This window comes from Pseudomonas idahonensis (assembly GCF_037903935.1).
Taxonomy (GTDB): domain Bacteria; phylum Pseudomonadota; class Gammaproteobacteria; order Pseudomonadales; family Pseudomonadaceae; genus Aquipseudomonas; species Aquipseudomonas danubii.
The window spans coordinates 5,844,874-5,862,841 of sequence record NZ_CP149586.1 but is presented as its reverse complement, the minus strand read 5'-3'; the positions used below and the strand labels follow the sequence as shown (position 1 = coordinate 5,862,841).

The 17,968-nt window shown below is 59.9% G+C and carries 21 protein-coding genes; 16 read left to right on the top strand and 5 right to left on the bottom strand.

Annotated elements, in window-relative coordinates:
• The first annotated feature begins 48 nt into the window (after positions 1 to 48).
• The 3 genes from WIN67_RS26520 to WIN67_RS26510 all read left to right on the top strand — a co-directional run bounded on the left by WIN67_RS26520 (position 49) and on the right by WIN67_RS26510 (position 1,720).
• A complete protein-coding gene (locus WIN67_RS26520; RefSeq protein WP_102882262.1) occupies positions 49 to 537 on the top strand; it encodes a TIGR00645 family protein in 489 nt (162 codons plus the stop codon).
• Between the two features lie 133 nt (positions 538 to 670).
• Complete coding sequence (locus tag WIN67_RS26515) at positions 671 to 976, top strand: DUF6482 family protein (RefSeq protein WP_102882261.1); 306 nt, start codon at positions 671 to 673, stop codon at positions 974 to 976.
• 126 nt (positions 977 to 1,102) lie between these two features.
• On the top strand, positions 1,103 to 1,720 hold the full coding sequence (locus WIN67_RS26510; protein WP_044465159.1) for an FKBP-type peptidyl-prolyl cis-trans isomerase: 618 nt from the start codon (positions 1,103 to 1,105) through the stop codon (positions 1,718 to 1,720).
• 89 nt (positions 1,721 to 1,809) lie between these two features.
• Here WIN67_RS26510 and WIN67_RS26505 read toward each other — a convergent pair whose 3' ends face one another.
• The 3 genes from WIN67_RS26505 to WIN67_RS26495 form a co-directional block, all read right to left on the bottom strand.
• The gene (locus WIN67_RS26505; RefSeq protein WP_102865444.1) at positions 1,810 to 2,079 is read right to left on the bottom strand and encodes a hypothetical protein; all 270 of its coding nucleotides are present in this window, start codon (positions 2,077 to 2,079) and stop codon (positions 1,810 to 1,812) included.
• A 204-nt stretch (positions 2,080 to 2,283) separates the two neighbouring features.
• A complete protein-coding gene (locus tag WIN67_RS26500) occupies positions 2,284 to 2,625 on the bottom strand; it encodes a zinc ribbon domain-containing protein YjdM (RefSeq protein WP_339070257.1) in 342 nt (113 codons plus the stop codon).
• 115 nt (positions 2,626 to 2,740) lie between these two features.
• Positions 2,741 to 3,709, bottom strand: a complete 969-nt coding sequence (locus WIN67_RS26495) for a polyprenyl synthetase family protein (protein ID WP_016967027.1) — start codon at positions 3,707 to 3,709, stop codon at positions 2,741 to 2,743.
• Positions 3,710 to 3,972: 263 nt separating this feature from the next.
• Here WIN67_RS26495 and rplU point away from each other — a divergent pair, with 263 nt between their 5' ends.
• The 5 genes from rplU to WIN67_RS26470 all read left to right on the top strand — a co-directional run bounded on the left by rplU (position 3,973) and on the right by WIN67_RS26470 (position 7,778).
• Positions 3,973 to 4,284, top strand: coding sequence for a 50S ribosomal protein L21 (gene rplU, locus WIN67_RS26490; RefSeq protein WP_007924746.1), 312 nt, complete (start codon positions 3,973 to 3,975; stop codon positions 4,282 to 4,284).
• Between the two features lie 35 nt (positions 4,285 to 4,319).
• Positions 4,320 to 4,577, top strand: coding sequence for a 50S ribosomal protein L27 (gene rpmA, locus WIN67_RS26485; protein WP_003228360.1), 258 nt, complete (start codon positions 4,320 to 4,322; stop codon positions 4,575 to 4,577).
• Positions 4,578 to 4,771: 194 nt separating this feature from the next.
• Positions 4,772 to 5,995 (top strand): Obg family GTPase CgtA, encoded by a 1,224-nt coding sequence (cgtA, locus tag WIN67_RS26480; RefSeq protein ID WP_110596205.1) that lies wholly within the window; start codon positions 4,772 to 4,774, stop codon positions 5,993 to 5,995.
• A 183-nt stretch (positions 5,996 to 6,178) separates the two neighbouring features.
• Positions 6,179 to 7,297, top strand: coding sequence for a glutamate 5-kinase (gene proB / locus WIN67_RS26475; protein ID WP_047289314.1), 1,119 nt, complete (start codon positions 6,179 to 6,181; stop codon positions 7,295 to 7,297).
• A 19-nt stretch (positions 7,298 to 7,316) separates the two neighbouring features.
• The gene (locus WIN67_RS26470) at positions 7,317 to 7,778 is read left to right on the top strand and encodes a CreA family protein (RefSeq protein ID WP_102882259.1); all 462 of its coding nucleotides are present in this window, start codon (positions 7,317 to 7,319) and stop codon (positions 7,776 to 7,778) included.
• A gap of 111 nt (positions 7,779 to 7,889) precedes the next feature.
• Here WIN67_RS26470 and rpsT read toward each other — a convergent pair whose 3' ends face one another.
• Positions 7,890 to 8,168, bottom strand: a complete 279-nt coding sequence (gene rpsT / locus WIN67_RS26465; protein ID WP_016967023.1) for a 30S ribosomal protein S20 — start codon at positions 8,166 to 8,168, stop codon at positions 7,890 to 7,892.
• 251 nt (positions 8,169 to 8,419) lie between these two features.
• On the opposite strand from rpsT, the gene murJ reads away from it, so the two are divergent.
• The 6 genes from murJ to ispH all read left to right on the top strand — a co-directional run bounded on the left by murJ (position 8,420) and on the right by ispH (position 15,878).
• On the top strand, positions 8,420 to 9,958 hold the full coding sequence (gene murJ / locus WIN67_RS26460; protein ID WP_102882258.1) for a murein biosynthesis integral membrane protein MurJ: 1,539 nt from the start codon (positions 8,420 to 8,422) through the stop codon (positions 9,956 to 9,958).
• Between the two features lie 129 nt (positions 9,959 to 10,087).
• Positions 10,088 to 11,032 (top strand): bifunctional riboflavin kinase/FAD synthetase, encoded by a 945-nt coding sequence (gene ribF / locus WIN67_RS26455; RefSeq protein ID WP_162884093.1) that lies wholly within the window; start codon positions 10,088 to 10,090, stop codon positions 11,030 to 11,032.
• A gap of 13 nt (positions 11,033 to 11,045) precedes the next feature.
• A complete protein-coding gene (gene ileS / locus WIN67_RS26450; protein WP_102882257.1) occupies positions 11,046 to 13,877 on the top strand; it encodes an isoleucine--tRNA ligase in 2,832 nt (943 codons plus the stop codon).
• Complete coding sequence (gene lspA / locus WIN67_RS26445; protein WP_102865450.1) at positions 13,870 to 14,382, top strand: signal peptidase II; 513 nt, start codon at positions 13,870 to 13,872, stop codon at positions 14,380 to 14,382. The genes ileS and lspA overlap by 8 nt, the downstream gene beginning before the upstream one ends.
• Positions 14,375 to 14,827 (top strand): FKBP-type peptidyl-prolyl cis-trans isomerase, encoded by a 453-nt coding sequence (gene fkpB / locus WIN67_RS26440; protein ID WP_102865451.1) that lies wholly within the window; start codon positions 14,375 to 14,377, stop codon positions 14,825 to 14,827. Before lspA ends, fkpB begins: the two co-directional genes overlap by 8 nt.
• A 103-nt stretch (positions 14,828 to 14,930) precedes the next feature.
• A complete protein-coding gene (gene ispH / locus WIN67_RS26435) occupies positions 14,931 to 15,878 on the top strand; it encodes a 4-hydroxy-3-methylbut-2-enyl diphosphate reductase (protein WP_253085053.1) in 948 nt (315 codons plus the stop codon).
• Here ispH and WIN67_RS26430 read toward each other — a convergent pair whose 3' ends face one another.
• Positions 15,879 to 16,403, bottom strand: coding sequence for a GspH/FimT family protein (locus tag WIN67_RS26430; protein ID WP_102882256.1), 525 nt, complete (start codon positions 16,401 to 16,403; stop codon positions 15,879 to 15,881).
• A 390-nt stretch (positions 16,404 to 16,793) separates the two neighbouring features.
• On the opposite strand from WIN67_RS26430, the gene pilV reads away from it, so the two are divergent.
• Positions 16,794 to 17,237 carry a type IV pilus modification protein PilV gene (pilV, locus tag WIN67_RS26425; protein WP_339070256.1) on the top strand — a complete coding sequence of 148 codons (444 nt, stop codon included), beginning with the start codon at positions 16,794 to 16,796 and terminating at the stop codon, positions 17,235 to 17,237.
• Entirely contained in the window at positions 17,234 to 17,944 is a 711-nt protein-coding gene (locus tag WIN67_RS26420; protein WP_339070255.1) for a PilW family protein, read from the top strand. Before pilV ends, WIN67_RS26420 begins: the two co-directional genes overlap by 4 nt.
• Positions 17,945 to 17,968: the final 24 nt, after the last annotated feature.

Here is a 17,968-nt window from a genome sequence, read left to right as displayed (position 1 = left end):
CGGGCGCTGATATACTCGCCGCCGTTTTTACACCGGGTGCGAGATTCAATGGAACGTTTTATCGAGAATGCAATGTATGCCTCACGCTGGCTGCTGGCGCCGATCTACTTCGGTTTGTCTCTGGGCTTGCTGGCACTGGCATTGAAGTTCTTCCAGGAAGTCTTCCACGTCATTCCCAATGTGTTTTCCATGGCCGAGTCCGACCTGATCCTGGTGCTGTTGTCGTTGATCGACATGGCGCTGGTAGGTGGCCTGCTGGTGATGGTGATGATCTCCGGTTATGAGAACTTCGTGTCGCAACTGGACATCGACGAAGACAAGGAGAAGCTCAGCTGGTTGGGCAAGATGGATTCTTCGTCGTTGAAGATGAAAGTGGCCGCGTCCATCGTAGCGATTTCGTCGATCCACCTGCTGCGAGTGTTCATGGATGCCAAGAACATCCCTACCGAGTACCTGTTGTGGTACGTGGTGATTCACATGACGTTCGTGATTTCGGCGTTTGCCATGGGTTACCTGGACAAGCTGACCAAGCACTGACAGGTTTCGCTGCGTGAATGAATGCCGCCCGGCCGTTGCGAAACGGACGGGCGGCGTTGTTTGTGGCTTGTGCTTTTCCTGGCTGGGGCATATGCCTGTAGCTGTCAGGGCTGTAAAAGCACGAGGTGCTCTCATGAATCTGCAAGAAATGAATGCCTACGCCATTGCCGGAAAAGTCGACGAATTGAATCTGATCTCCCTGGAGGGCGGAATCTATCTGCTTGAGGCGCGCATGCACGGGGCGGCTTATCCACTGAGCGATGCCCAGGGCCAGATGTTTCATCTGCGCTCCGTGGAGCATGCTCGTGAGGTCCTGCAGTCCTTTCCCAAGTTGCCGTTCAATCTGATTCACACGTCAGTGCATGACGAGATGTGCGGCTTGTCCGCGGGTGTCGAGGAAAGCTTGAAAGTGCCCATCACTTTGCACTCGGGTGGCTGAGGCCTGCACGGCGATGATCCGTGCCGGGCTTCTGTGCTAGTCTGCTCGCCCTTTTGATTCCGGGCGCTCCGGGAGGCGCTGTGTTCCTGCGGCCTTTCCGAGCCGTCCGCACAGCGGAGCAGTGTCATGTCCGAAGTAAATCTGTCCACCGACGAAACCCGCGTCAGCTACGGCATTGGCCGTCAGTTGGGCGACCAACTGCGCGACAACCCTCCACCGGGCGTTAGCCTGGACGCGATCCTGGCGGGTCTGACCGACGCTTTCGCCGGTAAGCCAAGCCGTGTGGGTCAGGAAGAAATGTCCGCGAGCTTCAAGGTCATCCGCGAAATCATGCAAGCTGAAGCCGCTGCTAAAGCCGAAGCTGCTGCGGGTGCCGGTCTGGCTTTCCTGGCGGAAAACGCCAAGCGTGAAGGCATCACCACGCTGGCTTCCGGTCTGCAATTCGAAGTGCTGACCCAGGGTGACGGCGCCAAGCCATCCCGTGAAGACAGCGTGCGTACTCACTACCACGGCACCCTGATCGACGGCACTGTGTTCGACAGCTCCTACGAGCGTGGCCAACCTGCTGAGTTCCCGGTAGGCGGCGTGATTGCCGGCTGGACCGAAGCGCTGCAATTGATGAACGCCGGTAGCAAATGGCGTCTGTACGTGCCGAGCGAGCTGGCTTACGGCGCACAAGGCGTGGGCAGCATCCCGCCGCACAGCGTTCTGGTGTTCGACGTCGAGCTGCTGGACGTTCTGTAACCCGGTAGGGGCCAGATGGCTGGCGATGACGGCCGCGCACGCGCGGTCGGTTCATCCTCGGCCAACTTGCCCCTTTCGCGGTTTTGGTTTCATAGACGAATTTTTGCGCCCAGGCTGTGGCCATCGGCGCCGGTTGGCCGCAAGGCTCTGGCGTAGCAGAACAAAAACAGGTTGCGCACCAATTCCTTGAGAACCAGCGGTTCGCTGGAGCTCAAGCCGATCAGGTCCAGATCTCCCTGGTCCTGCAGCTCGCTCAGGGCTTCCTCTTCCAGCACAGCACAGACTTCCCCGGTTTCCCGATGCAGGATGCGCAGGTAAGGGTGTGGGCGGTCCAGCCAGGCATCAATCAAATAAGTCATGGGTGTCATCTCCTTGAATGGGGTTCAATGAGAATAATTCTTATTCAATGAATAGCAAGTACCTATTGGCGGTTTCTGCTTTTTTCTGTGTGGAAATTGTTTTCGATCAAATCGGCTGGCTTTTCGCTAGCAGGTGTGTGGATCAAGCAGGGCGGGGGGATAGGCGGGATACCCTCTCGCGGCAGGCGCGAGAGGGTGCAGGCGTCAGACCTTGCGGACGAACTCGGATTTGAGCTTCATCGGGCCGATGCCGTCGATCTTGCAGTCGATGTCGTGGTCGCCATCGCACAGGCGGATGTTCTTGACCTTGGTGCCGACCTTGACCACCAGGGAGGTGCCCTTGACCTTGAGGTCCTTGATCACGGTGATGGTGTCGCCGTCTTGCAGCACGTTGCCCACCGAATCTTTCTTCACGGCTTCATCGGATGCGGCTTCGGTTTCGCCGCTGGCGGACCACTCGTGGGCGCACTCGGGGCAGATCAGCTGGGTGCCGTCCTCGTAGGTGTATTCGGAATTGCATTTTGGGCAGGGTGGCAAAGTGCTCACTTAAGCTCCTCAAAGTCAGGATGGCTAAAAAGCGCACATTGTATAGGGTTTTTTCGGGGAGGGGGGCGCTGGGGAGTTGCGTCGGCTCCTGCCAATCGGCAGGAGCCGGTGCGGTTTAGTGGGTGCGAGCGACGGCGAATTCGCTCAACTCCACCAGAGCGTCGCGGTATTCGCTGGGGGGCAGAGCTTCCAGGCAGGTGATGGCGCGAGCTACGTAGTCGCGGGCCAATTGCGCGGTGTAATCCAGGGAGCCCGAAGCCTCAACGGCGGCGCGGATGCTTTCCAGGTCTTCGATACCGCCTTTCTGGATGGCCTGGCGCACCAGGGCTGCCTGCTCTGGGGTGCCTTCGCGCATGGTGTAGATCAGCGGCAGGGTGGGTTTGCCTTCCGCGAGGTCGTCACCCACGTTCTTGCCCAGGGTTTCGGCGTCGCCACGGTAGTCCAGCAGGTCGTCCACCAGTTGGAAGGCTACGCCCAGGTGATCGCCGAAGGTGCGCAGGGCTTCGGCCTGTTCCGGTGTGGCGCCGGCCAGGGCGGCTGCGCTGTGGGTCGAGGCTTCGAAGAGCATCGCGGTCTTGCCGCGGATGACTTCCATATAGGTTTCTTCGGTGGTACTGGCGTCGCGCACCTTGGACAGTTGCAGGACTTCGCCTTCGGCGATGATCCGCGTGGCCTGGGACAGGATGCGCATGACCGGCATCGAGCCCAGTTCAACCATCATTTCGAACGAACGGGAGTACAGGAAGTCTCCCACCAGTACGCTGGGCGCATTGCCCCACATAGCGTTGGCGGTCGAGCGGCCACGGCGCATGCCGGACATGTCGACCACGTCGTCATGCAGCAGGGTGGCGGTGTGCAGGAACTCGATGGTGGCGGCCAGCAGGCGCAAATCGTCGCCTTCGCGCCCCAGTGCCTTGCCACACAGCAGCACTAATAAAGGACGCAGGCGCTTGCCTCCGGCCGAAGTGATGTAGTCGCCGATTTTTGAAACCAGCGGCACTCGGGAAGTCAGCTGTTTCTTGATGATGCCGTCGACGGCGCTAAAATCGTCCGCCACCGCGCGGTAGAAAGCTTGGGGTTGCATCAGCGACAGGTGCTCCAGAAGGGTTGCGCGGCATGCTAGGACCCGCGTCCGCAGGTGTCAAGGCGCGCTCCGGGCAGGACTCCGCGCCGCCTGAACGGCACTTGCATCGCTATTGTGCCTTGCGTACAATCGCGCACCCTGAACTTCCTGGGCAGCACCTGCCTTACGCAATTGCACTTGGGCCGTTCCAGCCCCATGCAGCCATGCCAGCCAATACCTCTTCTTATAAAGAGCTGGGTGAGCAGGATTATCGGAGAAATACCATGTACGCAGTAATCGTTACCGGCGGTAAGCAATACAAGGTCGCTGAAGGTGAATACCTGAAGATCGAAAAACTGGAAATCGCCACTGGCGAGTCCGTGACTTTTGACCGCGTTCTGTTGGTTGCCAATGGCGACGACGTGAACATCGGCGCACCTGTTGTTGCTGGCGCAACCGTCAAGGCTGAAGTGATCTCCCAAGGTCGTCACGATAAAGTCCGCATCATCAAGTTCCGTCGCCGTAAGCACCACATGAAGCGTATGGGCCACCGCCAGTGGTTCACCGAGATCAAAATCACCGGTATTCAGGCTTAATTTCAGCCTAATTCCTCACTAGGAGAATTGAACTCATGGCACACAAAAAAGCTGGTGGTAGTACCCGTAACGGTCGCGACTCAGAAGCCAAACGCCTTGGCGTGAAGATGTATGGCGGCCAGGTCATCAAGGCTGGCAACATCATCGTGCGTCAGCGCGGCACCCAATTCCACGCTGGCTACGGCGTTGGCATGGGTAAAGATCACACCCTGTTCGCGAAAATCGAAGGCGTGATCAAGTTTGAAGTAAAAGGCGCCTTCGGTCGTCGTTACGTGAGCGTCGTCGCGGCTTAATTGCGCGATCGCTGGAAAAGCCCTGTCTCGCGACGGGGCTTTTTCGTTTGTGGGATGAGTCTCTTGCAAAACTGTTTGTACGAGCTGGCAGCGTTGGATGTTTCGGTCGTTGATTGAGGTCGCTGCGCTCATTTTTGCAAGAGTCTTATGTCTTGGTTTCTTCAGCTCGCCCGTGCGGTGAGAGGCGTTTGATCATGAAGTTTGTTGATGAAGTTTCGATTCGAGTAAAAGCTGGCGACGGCGGCAATGGCTGCATGAGTTTCCGTCGGGAAAAATTCATCGAGAACGGTGGTCCCAACGGCGGTGATGGTGGTGATGGTGGCTCGATCTACATGGTCGCTGACGAAAACCTCAACACCCTGGTGGACTACCGTTATACCCGGCACTTCGATGCTGAGCGCGGCTCCAATGGTGGCAGCACCGACTGCACCGGCAAGAAAGGCGAGGATCTGGAGCTGCGGGTTCCGGTCGGTACCACCATCATTGATGCCGGTACTCAGGAAGTCATCGGCGACCTGACCAAGGCTGGTCAGCGCCTGATGGTGGTGCAGGGTGGCTGGCACGGCCTGGGTAACACCCGGTTCAAGTCCAGTACCAACCGTGCGCCGCGACAGACCACTCCGGGCAAGCCGGGTGAGCAGCGTGATCTCAAGCTGGAATTGAAGGTGTTGGCGGACGTCGGCCTCCTGGGTTTGCCGAATGCCGGTAAAAGTACCTTCATTCGCTCGGTTTCCGCCGCCAAGCCGAAAGTGGCTGACTACCCCTTCACCACGCTGGTGCCCAACCTGGGCGTGGTCAGTGTCGACCGCTGGAAGAGCTTCGTAATCGCCGATATTCCAGGTTTGATCGAAGGGGCTTCCGATGGCGCTGGCCTGGGGATTCGCTTCCTCAAGCACTTGGCGCGTACGCGCATCCTGCTGCATCTGGTGGACATGGCTCCGCTGGATGAAACCAATCCGGCGGATGCCGCAGAAGTGATTGTCAACGAGTTGGTCAAGTTCAGTCCGTCCCTGGCTGAGCGTGAGCGCTGGCTGGTGCTGAACAAGAGCGATCAGATTCTTGAGGAGGAGCGTGAGGAGCGCGTCAAGGAGATCGTTGATCGCCTGGAGTGGACGGGTCCGGTGTACGTGATCTCGGCCATCTCCAAGGATGGTACCGAGCGTTTGAGTCGCGACATCATGCGTTATCTGGAAGATCGTGCCGATCGCCTGGCGGCCGACCCGGCCTATGCCGATGAGCTGGCCGAGCTGGATCAGCGCATCGAAGATGAGGCGCGTGCCCAGTTGCAGGCGCTGGACGATCAGCGTGCCCTGCGCCGTAGCGGCGTCAAGAGTGTCCATGACATTGGCGACGATGACTGGGATGAAGAGGATGTGGATGACGAGGACGGCCCGGAAATCATCTACGTCCGCGACTGATCCTGTGGTGCGGGCTTGCCCGCGAACACGGTTTATCTGGGCGGGCGCGGTGTTATCATCGCTGCCAGCCAGCTCTCAAGGCGCCGCTCATTCGAGCGGCGTTTTGGTATCTGCAAGGCTTAAATACGAATAACCCCATGAGTGGCGCTCGGTCGCGCTGCTCGCTGGCAAAGGTTGAATAAGATGCGGAGCAAGGTGACGGGTGCGCAGCGCTGGGTCGTGAAGATCGGCAGTGCACTGCTGACGGCGGACGGCAAGGGACTGGATCGCGCGGCAATGGGCGTGTGGGTCGAGCAGATGGTGGCCTTGCATGAGGCGGGGGTTGAATTGGTACTGGTCTCTTCGGGTGCTGTGGCGGCCGGAATGAGTCGCCTTGGCTGGACCGCACGACCGAGTGCGATGCATGAGCTGCAGGCGGCTGCGGCCATTGGCCAGATGGGCTTGGTGCAGGCCTGGGAGTCGAGCTTTGCCGAGCATGGCCGGCATACGGCGCAGATTCTCCTGACCCACGACGATCTGTCGGACCGTAAGCGTTACCTCAATGCTCGCAGTACTTTGCGGGCGCTGGTGGAGCTCAAGGTGATTCCGGTGATCAATGAAAACGACACCGTGGTGACCGATGAAATCCGCTTCGGCGATAACGACACCCTGGCGGCGCTGGTGGCCAATCTGGTGGAGGCTGACCTGCTGGTTATCCTCACTGATCGCGATGGCATGTTCGATGCTGATCCGCGCAACAATCCCGATGCGCAGTTGATTTACGAGGCGCGGGCCGATGATCCGGCGCTGGATGCCGTGGCTGGCGGTACTGGCGGGGCGTTGGGGCGTGGTGGTATGCAGACCAAGTTGCGAGCGGCGCGCCTGGCGGCGCGCTCCGGTGCGCATACCATCATTGTTGGTGGGCGTCTGGAGCGGGTGCTGGATCGCCTGAAAGCGGGGGAGCGCATTGGTACCTTGCTGTCGCCGGAGCGTGGCATGTTGGCGGCGCGCAAGCAGTGGCTTGCCGGGCATCTGCAAACCCGCGGTACCCTGGTGCTGGATGAGGGTGCTGTATCGGCCCTGTCTCAGGGCAACAAGAGTCTGTTGCCAGTGGGGGTCAAGCAGGTCCAGGGTGGTTTCCGTCGCGGTGAAATGGTGGTGTGCGTGGCGCCTGATGGGCGTGAAATTGCCCGCGGCCTGGCCAACTACAGTGCCCTCGAGGCGCAGAAAATCATCGGTCAGCCCTCTGATGCGATTGTCGGTGTCCTGGGTTACATGGCTGAGCCGGAATTGGTTCACCGCGATAACCTGATTCTGGTGTAAGTGACCTAAGGAAAAGCGAATGCGCGTAGCAAAAGGATTGTTGGGGCTGCTCTTGGCGATGCCGTTCATGGTGTCGGCCGAGGAGATTGGCCAGGTGTCCACGGTGTTCAAATTTGTCGGGCCTAACGACCGGATCGTGGTCGAGGCCTTTGATGATCCCAAGGTGGATGGCGTGACTTGTTATCTGTCGCGAGCCAAGACAGGTGGTCTCAAGGGTGGCTTGGGTTTGGCTGAGGATCGTGCCGAGGCGTCCATTGCCTGTCGCCAGGTGGGGCCGATCGCCTTCAAGGGCGAGCTCAAGGATGGTGACGAGGTCTTCAAGGAGCGCACCTCGCTAGTGTTCAAGACCATGCAGGTGGTGCGCTTCCTCGACAAGAAGCGCAACACCCTGGTGTATCTGGTCTATAGCGATCGTGTGATCGAGGGTAGTCCGCAGAATGCGGTAACGGCGATCCCTATTCTGCCTTGGCCTCATCAATGACCTGTTGAGAATTGCCGGGCCGGCCCCTGATGGGGCTGGCTTGTTGCGGGCGGGTAAATTGCAGGCAATAAAAAACCGACCCTTGGGTCGGTTTTTTAACAAGCGTGTCGCTTAGGCTGCAGCAGCAAGGTTCAGAGCCTTGATGTGGCCATTCAGACGACCTTTATGACGAGCAGCTTTGTTCTTGTGGATGATGCCTTTATCGGCCATGCGGTCGATAACTGGCACGGCCAGAACATAAGCGGCTTGCGCTTTAGCAGCGTCTTTGGCGTCGATGGCCTTAACTACGTTCTTGATGTAGGTACGAACCATGGAACGCAGGCTGGCGTTGTGGCTGCGACGCTTCTCAGCCTGTTTTGCACGTTTTTTGGCGGAAGGTGTGTTGGCCACCGTCGAGCTCCTCGAAAGACTTTTTGGGAAATAGCAAACAAAATAGGCCGCGAATCATGCCGATGAGTTGAAGTCTTGTCAAGGGCAGCTGATGCGTTCCGCTGAGTGGTCGATCTGAAGAGGCGGGATATTTATTTCCGGCGCTTGACCTGTAAACTCGCGAGCTTTGGCTCTGTGCTGTTGCGGCGCGGAGTATCGCATAAGTGGGCGTCTTTTCGCCTGCTGTTTATCTACAGGCAAACAACCTTTTCATGAACCTGCTCAAGTCATTGGCCGCGGTCAGCTCTATCACGATGCTTTCCCGGGTACTGGGGTTTGTCCGCGATACCATCATCGCGCGCACGTTCGGCGCCGGGATGGCTACGGATGCCTTCTTCATTGCCTTCAAGTTGCCCAACCTGTTGCGGCGAATCTTTGCCGAAGGAGCCTTCTCTCAAGCCTTCGTGCCGATTCTGGCGGAGTACAAGAGTCAGCAGGGGGAGGAGGCGACTCGGACCTTCATTGCCTATGTCTCGGGCTTGTTGACCCTGGTTCTGGCCCTGGTCACTGCCCTGGGGATCATCGCTGCACCCTGGGTGATCTGGGCTACGGCACCGGGTTTTGTCGACTCCCCGGAAAAATTCGCCCTGACTTCCGATCTGCTCCGGGTGACCTTTCCTTATATATTGCTGATCTCGCTGTCCTCCCTGGCCGGGGCGATTCTCAATACCTGGAACCGCTTCTCGGTGCCGGCGTTCGTGCCGACTCTGCTCAACGTCAGCATGATCATCTTCGCGCTGTTCCTTACGCCCTACTTCGATCCTCCAGTGATGGCCCTGGGCTGGGCAGTGCTGGCAGGGGGCTTGGCGCAATTGCTCTATCAGCTGCCGCATTTGAAGAAGATCGGCATGTTGGTGCTGCCTCGACTGAATGTGCGTGATACCGGTGTCTGGCGGGTGATGAAGCAGATGTTGCCGGCGATCCTCGGGGTGTCCGTCAGTCAGATCTCGCTGATCATCAACACCATCTTTGCTTCCTTCCTGGTCGCGGGCTCTGTGTCCTGGATGTATTACGCCGACCGTCTTATGGAGCTGCCTTCCGGTGTGCTGGGCGTGGCCCTGGGCACTATTTTGCTACCGACCCTGGCCAAGACCTACGCCAACAAGGATCGCCATGAGTACTCGCGGATTCTCGATTGGGGGTTGCGTCTGTGCTTCATCCTGGTGCTGCCATGTTCCCTGGCGCTGGGGATACTTGCTGAGCCGTTGACGGTGTCGCTGTTCCAGTACGGTGAGTTCAGTGCTTTTGACGCCTCTATGACTCAGCGTGCGTTGGTGGCTTACGCCGTGGGCTTGCTGGGGATCATCGTGATCAAGGTGCTGGCGCCGGGTTTCTACGCACAGCAGAACATTCGCACACCGGTGAAGATCGCCATTTTCACGCTGATCGTCACCCAACTGCTCAACCTGGCCTTTATCGGTCCCTTGAAGCACGCTGGCCTGGCTTTGGCCATCAGCGCTGGGGCCTGTATCAACGCTGGGCTGTTGTTCTACCAATTGCGCAAGCAGCAGATGTTTCAGCCGCAGCCGGGCTGGGGGCTGTTTGCCTTGAAGCTGATCGTGGCTGTGACGGTGATGTCGGCGGTACTGCTGGGGCTGCTGCACTTTATGCCGGCCTGGGACCAGGGGCACATGCTCCAGCGTTTCCTACGCTTGGGCGTGTTGGTGGTGGCTGGGGTGGTGGCGTATTTCGGCATGTTGGCCCTGCTGGGCTTCCGTTTGCGCGACTTCAATCGCAAGGCCTTGAACTGACGGCTGTTTAGTAGTTGGTGCGAGGCAGCTACCGGTTTTGTCGGTTCGATCAATTTGGGTGACGGTGCTGCCTGTCGTCGGCCGTCGGGTGTGGTTATAATCGACCACTTTATGAGCAAGAAGCGCGTTATGCAGCTGGTTCGAGGCCTCCACAATCTGCGCCCCCAGCATCGGGGCTGCGTCGCCACTATTGGCAACTTTGACGGTGTTCACCGTGGTCACCAGGCCATCCTGGGCCGGCTGCGTGAGCGTGCGCTCGAGTTGGGCGTGCCCAGCTGTGTGGTGATTTTCGAGCCCCAGCCGCGGGAATTCTTTGCCCCTGAGACGGCGCCGGCGCGCCTGGCCCGCCTGCGTGACAAGCTGCAACTGCTGGCCCAGGCCGGTGTTGATCGGGTGTTGTGCCTGGCGTTCAACCAGCGACTGAGCAAACTCAGCGCCAATGAATTTGTCGAGCGGATCCTGGTGGATGGCCTGGGCGTGCAGCACCTGGAAGTCGGCGACGATTTCCGTTTTGGTTGCGACCGGGTCGGCGATTTCGAGTTTTTGCAGCAGGCTGGCGCCAACCACGGCTTTACCGTCGAAGCGGCGCAGACCGTAGAACTGGATGGTTTGCGTGTGAGCAGCACCCAGGTCCGTAATGCCTTGGCCGCAGCAGATTTTGAACTGGCCGAGCGTCTGCTTGGTCGGCCGTACCGGATTGCCGGGCGGGTGCTGCACGGGCAGAAACTGGCGCGCCAGTTGGGTACGCCCACTGCCAACGTGCAATTGAAGCGCCGGCGTGTGCCGCTTTCCGGGGTTTACCTGGTGAGTGTCGACATTGCCGGCAAGACCTGGCCGGGGGTCGCCAATATCGGCGTCCGGCCCACAGTCGCAGGTGATGGCAAGGCCCACCTGGAAGTTCATCTTTTAGATTTTGCCGGCGATCTGTATGACCGGCGTTTGACGGTGGTTTTCCACCACAAGCTGCGTGAAGAGCAGCGTTTCGCCTCCCTGGAGGCGTTGAAGACGGCGATCAATGCGGATGTTGCCGCCGCCCGTGCCCAAGTGGCACGTATCCATAGCGCCAATCGCTAATGAAGAGCCTTAAATGACCGACTATAAAGCCACGTTAAACCTTCCGGACACCGCCTTCCCAATGAAGGCCGGCCTGCCTCAGCGCGAACCACAGATTCTGCAGCGTTGGGACAGCATTGGCCTGTACGGAAAGTTGCGCGAGATTGGCAAGGATCGTCCGAAGTTCGTTCTGCACGACGGTCCTCCTTATGCCAACGGCACTATTCACATCGGTCACGCGCTGAACAAAATTCTCAAGGACATGATCCTGCGCTCGAAAACCCTGTCGGGGTTCGACGCACCTTATGTTCCGGGCTGGGACTGCCACGGCCTGCCGATCGAGCACAAAGTCGAAGTGACCTACGGCAAGAACCTGGGCGCAGATAAAACCCGCGAACTGTGCCGCGCCTACGCCACCGAGCAGATCGAAGGGCAGAAGTCCGAATTCATCCGTCTGGGCGTTCTGGGCGAATGGGACAACCCGTACAAGACCATGAACTTCAAGAACGAGGCCGGAGAAATCCGCGCCTTGGCCGAAATCGTCAAAGGCGGCTTCGTGTTCAAGGGCCTCAAGCCTGTGAACTGGTGCTTCGACTGCGGTTCGGCCCTGGCCGAAGCGGAAGTCGAGTACGAAGACAAGAAGTCCTCGACCATCGACGTGGCCTTCCCGGTCGCCGATGAAGACAAGTTGGCCACCGCCTTCGGCCTGGCCAAACTGGCCAAGCCCGCGGCTATCGTGATCTGGACCACCACCCCGTGGACCATCCCGGCCAACCAGGCGCTGAACGTCCATCCGGAGTTCAACTACGCCCTGGTGGATGCCGGCGAGCGCCTGCTGGTGCTGGCCGAAGAGCTGGTTGAGTCCTGCCTGGCTCGCTACAACTTGGAAGGTTCGGTGATCGCTACCGCCCCGGGTTCTGCCCTGGAACTGATCAATTTCCGTCATCCGTTCTACGACCGTCTGTCGCCGGTGTACCTGGCCGAGTACGTGGAACTAGGGGCTGGCACTGGCGTGGTTCACTCGGCCCCGGCCTACGGTGAAGACGACTTCGTGACCTGCAAGCGCTACGGCATGGTCAACGACGACATCCTCAACCCGGTCCAGAGCAACGGCGTCTACGCGCCATCGCTGGAGTTCTTCGGCGGCCAGTTCATCTGGAAGGCCAATCCGCTCATCGTCGATAAGCTGAGTGAAGTGGGTGCGTTGCTGCACACCGAAATCATCAGCCACAGCTACATGCACTGCTGGCGCCACAAGAGCCCGTTGATCTACCGTGCCACCGCGCAATGGTTCATCGGCATGGACAAAGAGCCGGTCAGCGGTGACACCCTGCGTGCGCGCTCGCTCAAAGCGATCGAAGACACCAAGTTCGTCCCCGCCTGGGGCCAGGCGCGCCTGCATTCGATGATCGCCAACCGTCCGGACTGGTGCATTTCCCGCCAGCGCAACTGGGGCGTGCCGATCCCGTTCTTCCTGAACAAGGAAAGCGGCGAACTGCACCCACGCACCGTCGAGCTGATGGAAGAAGTGGCGCAGCGTGTTGAGCAGGAAGGCATCGAGGCCTGGTTCAAGCTGGACGCCGCCGAGCTGCTGGGCGACGAAGCGCCGCTTTACGACAAGATCAGCGACACCCTCGACGTGTGGTTCGACTCCGGCACCACTCACTGGCACGTACTGCGCGGTTCGCACCCAATGGGCCACGTGAACGGCCCACGTGCCGACCTGTACCTGGAAGGCTCGGACCAACACCGTGGCTGGTTCCACTCGTCGTTGCTGACCGGTTGCGCCATCGACAACCACGCGCCGTACCGCGAACTGCTGACCCACGGTTTCACCGTCGACGAGACGGGCCGCAAGATGTCCAAGTCGCTGAAGAACGTGATCGAGCCGAAGAAGATCAACGACACCTTGGGTGCTGACATCATGCGTCTGTGGGTGGCGTCGACCGATTACTCGGGCGAAATCGCCGTGTCGGACCAGATCCTGGCCCGCAGTGCCGACGCCTACCGCCGTATCCGCAATACCGCACGCTTCCTGCTGTCGAACCTGAGCGGTTTCAACCCGGCCACCGACATCCTGCCGGCCGAGGACATGCTCGCCCTGGATCGTTGGGCCGTGGACCGTACCCTGTTGCTGCAGCGCGAGTTGCAGGAACACTACGGCGAATACCGCTTCTGGAACGTGTACTCGAAGATCCACAACTTCTGCGTGCAGGAGTTGGGTGGTTTCTACCTCGACATCATCAAGGATCGCCAGTACACCACCGGCGCCAACAGCAAGGCACGTCGTTCGGCGCAGACCGCGCTGTACCACATCTCTGAAGCGCTGGTGCGCTGGATCGCACCGATCCTGGCCTTCACCGCTGATGAACTGTGGGAATACCTGCCGGGCGAGCGTAACGAATCCGTGATGCTCAACACCTGGTACGAAGGCCTGAGCGAACTGCCAGCTGACTTTGAACTGGGCCGCGAGTACTGGGAGGGCGTGATGGCGGTCAAGGTTGCAGTGAACAAGGAGCTGGAGGTTCAGCGTGCGGCCAAGGCCGTCGGTGGCAACCTGCAAGCCGAAGTCACCCTGTTTGCCGAGGATGGCCTGAGCGCCGACCTGGCCAAGCTGAGCAACGAACTGCGTTTCGTGCTGATCACCTCGACCGCCAGCCTGGCACCGTTTGCCCAGGCACCAGCGGATGCCGTGGCTACCGAAGTACCGGGCCTCAAGCTCAAAGTCGTCAAGTCGGCCTTCCCTAAGTGCGCCCGCTGCTGGCACTGCCGTGAAGACGTCGGCGTGAACCCTGAGCACCCGGAAATCTGCGGTCGTTGTGTGGATAACATCAGCGGCGCGGGCGAGGTTCGTCACTATGCCTAACGCCGCAGGCCGTTTCGGCCGTCTGGGCTGGCTGTGGTTGAGCTTGCTGGTCCTGGTCATCGACCAGGCCAGCAAGCTGCACTTTGAAAGCTCGCTGACCATGTACCAGCAGATCGTAGTGATCCCCGAGTACTTCAGTTGGACCCTGGCTTATAACACCGGCGCAGCCTTCAGCTTCCTCGCGGACAGCTCTGGCTGGCAGCGCTGGCTGTTCGCCCTGATCGCGATTGTGGTCAGCGCCGTGCTGGTGGTCTGGCTCAAGCGCCTGGGGCGTAACGAAACCTGGCTGGCCATCGCTCTGGCCCTGGTACTGGGCGGTGCCTTGGGCAACCTGTATGACCGCATTGCCCTGGGCCATGTGATCGATTTCATCCTGGTGCACTGGCAGAACCGCTGGTACTTCCCGGCATTCAACTTCGCCGACAGTGCTATCACCGTTGGCGCGGTGATGCTGGCCCTGGATATGTTCAAGAGCAAGAAAACCGGAGAAGCCGTTCATGACTGAACAGGTATTGACTGAGCAACGTATCGGTCAGAACACGGAAGTCACTTTGCACTTCGCATTGCGCCTGGAGAACGGCGATACCGTAGACAGCACTTTCGACAAGGCCCCGGCGACCTTCAAGGTCGGTGACGGCAACCTGCTCCCCGGGTTCGAGGCCGCGCTGTTCGGCTTCAAGGCCGGTGACAAGCGTAGCCTGACGATTGAGCCGGAAAACGCCTTTGGCCAGCCGAACCCGCAGAACGTGCAGGTCATCCCGCGTTCGCAGTTCCAGGACATGGAGTTGTCGGAAGGTTTGCTGGTGATCTTCAATGACGCGGCCAATACTGAGCTGCCGGGTGTGGTCAAAGCCTTCGATGATGCTCAAGTCACCGTCGACTTCAACCACCCGCTGGCCGGCAAGACCTTGACCTTCGACGTGGAAATCATCGACGTCAAAGCGCTTTAACAGCATCGCCGGCATGCCGTGCCCTACTCTGTAGGGGCTGGTTTGCTGGCGATCCGCTGTCTATAACGATCTAACTTCTTGCGCGCAAGACACGAGGCACAGCATGCAAATCAAACTCGCCAATCCCCGTGGCTTCTGCGCCGGTGTGGACCGGGCGATTGAAATCGTCAATCGCGCCCTGGAAGTCTTCGGGCCGCCGATCTACGTCCGGCATGAAGTGGTGCACAACAAATTTGTCGTCGAAGACCTGCGCAATCGTGGCGCGATCTTCGTCGAAGAGCTGGAGCAGGTGCCGGACGACGTCATCGTTATCTTCAGCGCCCACGGTGTCTCCCAGGCTGTACGCAGTGAAGCGGCCGGTCGCGGTCTCAAAGTGTTCGATGCCACTTGCCCGCTGGTGACCAAGGTGCATATCGAAGTGGCGCGCTACAGCCGTGATGGTCGTGAGTGCATCCTCATCGGACACGCCGGCCACCCTGAAGTCGAAGGCACCATGGGTCAGTACGACGCCAGCAACGGCGGCGCCATCTACCTGGTGGAAGATGAAAAGGATGTAGCCGAGCTGCAGGTGCAGAACCCTGAACGCCTGGCGTTCGTGACCCAGACGACACTGTCCATGGACGATACTAGCCGGGTGATCGATGCCCTGCGCACGCGTTTCCCGGCCATTGGCGGGCCGCGCAAGGACGATATCTGCTACGCCACGCAAAACCGCCAGGACGCGGTCAAGCAACTGGCTGACGAGTGCGATGTAGTGCTGGTGGTGGGCAGTCCCAACAGCTCGAACTCCAACCGCCTGCGCGAGCTGGCCGAGCGCATGGCCACTCCCGCCTACCTGATCGACGGTGCCGAGGATCTGCGGCGCAGCTGGTTCGACGGTGTCGAGCGCATCGGCATTACCGCCGGCGCTTCGGCTCCGGAAGTGCTGGTGCGTGGGGTGATCCAGCAGTTGCAGGCCTGGGGCGCCACCGGTGCCGACGAGTTGGCCGGCCGCGAAGAGAACATCACCTTCTCCATGCCCAAAGAGTTGCGGGTTCGCTCCCTGCTCTGATCAGTCCACTCCCACGCAAAGGGCCTGCTCGGCGGTTTCGCTGCGCAGGCTGACCCGCCCGCTGCGCGACAGCACCACCTGGTGGCGGCTGTGTTCCTGGTCGGCCTGGCAAATATGCAAGGTGCCGGCCTGGAAGGCGCCACTGGGCAGCAACGGATTGCCCTGGGCACTGAAGCGCACGAAGTGCTGTACCGGACGATTACCCACAATCAGCACTTGCCCGCCGCTCTGACGCTCGATCAGCAGCGGATTCTCTGGATCCTCCCACCCCTTGCCACTGACATCCAGAATGATGCGCCAGCCCTGGCTCCAGTCGTCGTTCAGACTATGTATCAGCGCGGTGCGCTGGTGCAGGATGGCCGCCGCCCGTGCATTGCGCAGGCCGCTGGCGAGCATCTGCGCCGCTTCCTGCTGTCGATTGGTGCGCAATAGTTCACTGAGCGCAGCCGTGGACAGCGGCAGCAAAAGTGCCAGTAAGGCCAGCGCGATCAGCAGTTCAATCAGGCTGAAGCCCTTTTCATGCATGGTGTCTCCTCCCTGGAGATGAGGCGTTCACGCTATCCGTATGCAGGCGCTGAGCAGATGACCAACTTGCCGGTCTGGGATGGGGCGAGTCGCCGCCCGTTATAGCCGATGCCTGTTCCAGGATGGGTGGTGTATTTAGGTACAAAGGGTTTCACCCGATTGAAACGGCCCGGCGCCTGGGCCCTTGCGGCTCGGCCTCAAGGGAGAGGTAAGGGGGCTGTGAGCAATGTATTGCGGGTTGTTCCGAGAGGCGGCCCGGGGCTGACTCTGGCACTAACCTTTGAAGTCGAGAGCAGTGGTTTCCATCGTTTCTGTGGGCTCACACGAGCCTGCTTCATCGGAGATCGGTGGTTGTCTGCATGGGCTTGGGAGCGTGACGGAGATTGGAACATGAGGGAGCAGCATGCACAGGACGGCATGACCCTGATCGAGGTGCTGGTGGCCCTGTTGATTCTCGCGGTGGGGCTGCTGGGGGCCGCGGCGGTCCAGATCAAGGCCTTGCAGTACACCGACAGTTCACGGATGAGCACCCAGGCCAGCTTTATCGCCTACGACATGCTTGACCGGATCCGTGCCAATACGGCGGCCGACTATGGTGTTGCCACTCCCGCCGCAGGCAGCCCGGGCAATGTGCGGGATCAGGACCTGCATGATTTCGCCAGCAACGTGGCGAACTTCGGGGGGGCCAGCGCCAAGGGCAGTATCAGTGTCAATCAGCAGGTCTATACCATCCGCATCACGTGGGACGATTCCCGGGCCGAGGGGCATTCGCGCAGTCAGCGCGCTCTGGTGCTCAGCAGCCGCGTGGCCGTGGATTCGAGAGGGGCGCGATGAGGCAGGGCAGCCATGGCTTCGGGCTGGTAGAGATAATGCTGGCACTGGCTTTGAGCCTTGTGCTGGTGCTGGGTGCGGCTCAGGTGTTTATCGCGGCGAAGGCTACTTACCTTAGCCAGAACGCCTCGGCCTACCTGCTGGAGGATGCGCGTTTTGTTCTGAGCAAGATGCTCCAGGAAATTCGCATGGCAGGGCTTTTCGGTTGCCTGCGCACCGTCAATGATCGCAGTACGGCTAAGGAGTTTTCCCGCTACGCGGCCACCCCGATTCAGTGGAGCAATGTCGAGCGCAAGCTGACCTTGATCACCGCCGACATCGGTGATTATGGCGGGACGCCGACCTGGAGCCTGGTCACCGACTGTCGGCGCAGCGCCGTGGTCTATTCGGGTGCTCATCAAGGGGAGCACGGGCAGCAGGTACTGGCCTTGCGCCGGCTGTTCTATAGCCTCCAGGACCACCAGTTGATGCTGGGCAACGGCTTGGGCAAGCAGCAGGCGGTGCTGCTGGATAATGTCGAGGCCTTCGAGGTGAGTTTCGGCATGGCCCGTACCGCAACGGATAGTGCCGCTTCCAGCTACAGCCGCAACCCGGGAGATCCGGCACGTATTCGCAGCGTGCGGTTGCAGCTGACATTGGCCGATCCCGAGCAGCGTGTGCGCCCGCAGCGCTTTACGCTAGTGGCGGCCTTGCGTAACAGGTTGCCCTGATGCCTGGCATCAATCGCGCAGGGC

What these genes read in the sequence shown, in the direction of transcription:
- WIN67_RS26515 (WP_102882261.1), top strand. Translation starts at nt 671, where the DNA reads ATGAATCTGCAAGAAATGAATGCCTACGCCATTGCCGGAAAAGTCGAC.
- rpmA (WP_003228360.1), top strand. Translation starts at nt 4,320, where the DNA reads ATGGCACACAAAAAAGCTGGTGGTAGTACCCGTAACGGTCGCGACTCA.
- fkpB (WP_102865451.1), top strand. Translation starts at nt 14,375, where the DNA reads ATGACTGAACAGGTATTGACTGAGCAACGTATCGGTCAGAACACGGAA.
- cgtA (WP_110596205.1), top strand. Translation starts at nt 4,772, where the DNA reads ATGAAGTTTGTTGATGAAGTTTCGATTCGAGTAAAAGCTGGCGACGGC.
- WIN67_RS26470 (WP_102882259.1), top strand. Translation starts at nt 7,317, where the DNA reads ATGCGCGTAGCAAAAGGATTGTTGGGGCTGCTCTTGGCGATGCCGTTC.
- WIN67_RS26430 (WP_102882256.1), bottom strand. Translation starts at nt 16,403, where the DNA reads ATGCATGAAAAGGGCTTCAGCCTGATTGAACTGCTGATCGCGCTGGCC.
- WIN67_RS26505 (WP_102865444.1), bottom strand. Translation starts at nt 2,079, where the DNA reads ATGACTTATTTGATTGATGCCTGGCTGGACCGCCCACACCCTTACCTG.
- lspA (WP_102865450.1), top strand. Translation starts at nt 13,870, where the DNA reads ATGCCTAACGCCGCAGGCCGTTTCGGCCGTCTGGGCTGGCTGTGGTTG.
- ribF (WP_162884093.1), top strand. Translation starts at nt 10,088, where the DNA reads ATGCAGCTGGTTCGAGGCCTCCACAATCTGCGCCCCCAGCATCGGGGC.
- WIN67_RS26495 (WP_016967027.1), bottom strand. Translation starts at nt 3,709, where the DNA reads ATGCAACCCCAAGCTTTCTACCGCGCGGTGGCGGACGATTTTAGCGCC.
- pilV (WP_339070256.1), top strand. Translation starts at nt 16,794, where the DNA reads ATGAGGGAGCAGCATGCACAGGACGGCATGACCCTGATCGAGGTGCTG.
- murJ (WP_102882258.1), top strand. Translation starts at nt 8,420, where the DNA reads ATGAACCTGCTCAAGTCATTGGCCGCGGTCAGCTCTATCACGATGCTT.
- ispH (WP_253085053.1), top strand. Translation starts at nt 14,931, where the DNA reads ATGCAAATCAAACTCGCCAATCCCCGTGGCTTCTGCGCCGGTGTGGAC.
- rplU (WP_007924746.1), top strand. Translation starts at nt 3,973, where the DNA reads ATGTACGCAGTAATCGTTACCGGCGGTAAGCAATACAAGGTCGCTGAA.
- WIN67_RS26510 (WP_044465159.1), top strand. Translation starts at nt 1,103, where the DNA reads ATGTCCGAAGTAAATCTGTCCACCGACGAAACCCGCGTCAGCTACGGC.
- WIN67_RS26420 (WP_339070255.1), top strand. Translation starts at nt 17,234, where the DNA reads ATGAGGCAGGGCAGCCATGGCTTCGGGCTGGTAGAGATAATGCTGGCA.
- proB (WP_047289314.1), top strand. Translation starts at nt 6,179, where the DNA reads ATGCGGAGCAAGGTGACGGGTGCGCAGCGCTGGGTCGTGAAGATCGGC.
- WIN67_RS26520 (WP_102882262.1), top strand. Translation starts at nt 49, where the DNA reads ATGGAACGTTTTATCGAGAATGCAATGTATGCCTCACGCTGGCTGCTG.
- ileS (WP_102882257.1), top strand. Translation starts at nt 11,046, where the DNA reads ATGACCGACTATAAAGCCACGTTAAACCTTCCGGACACCGCCTTCCCA.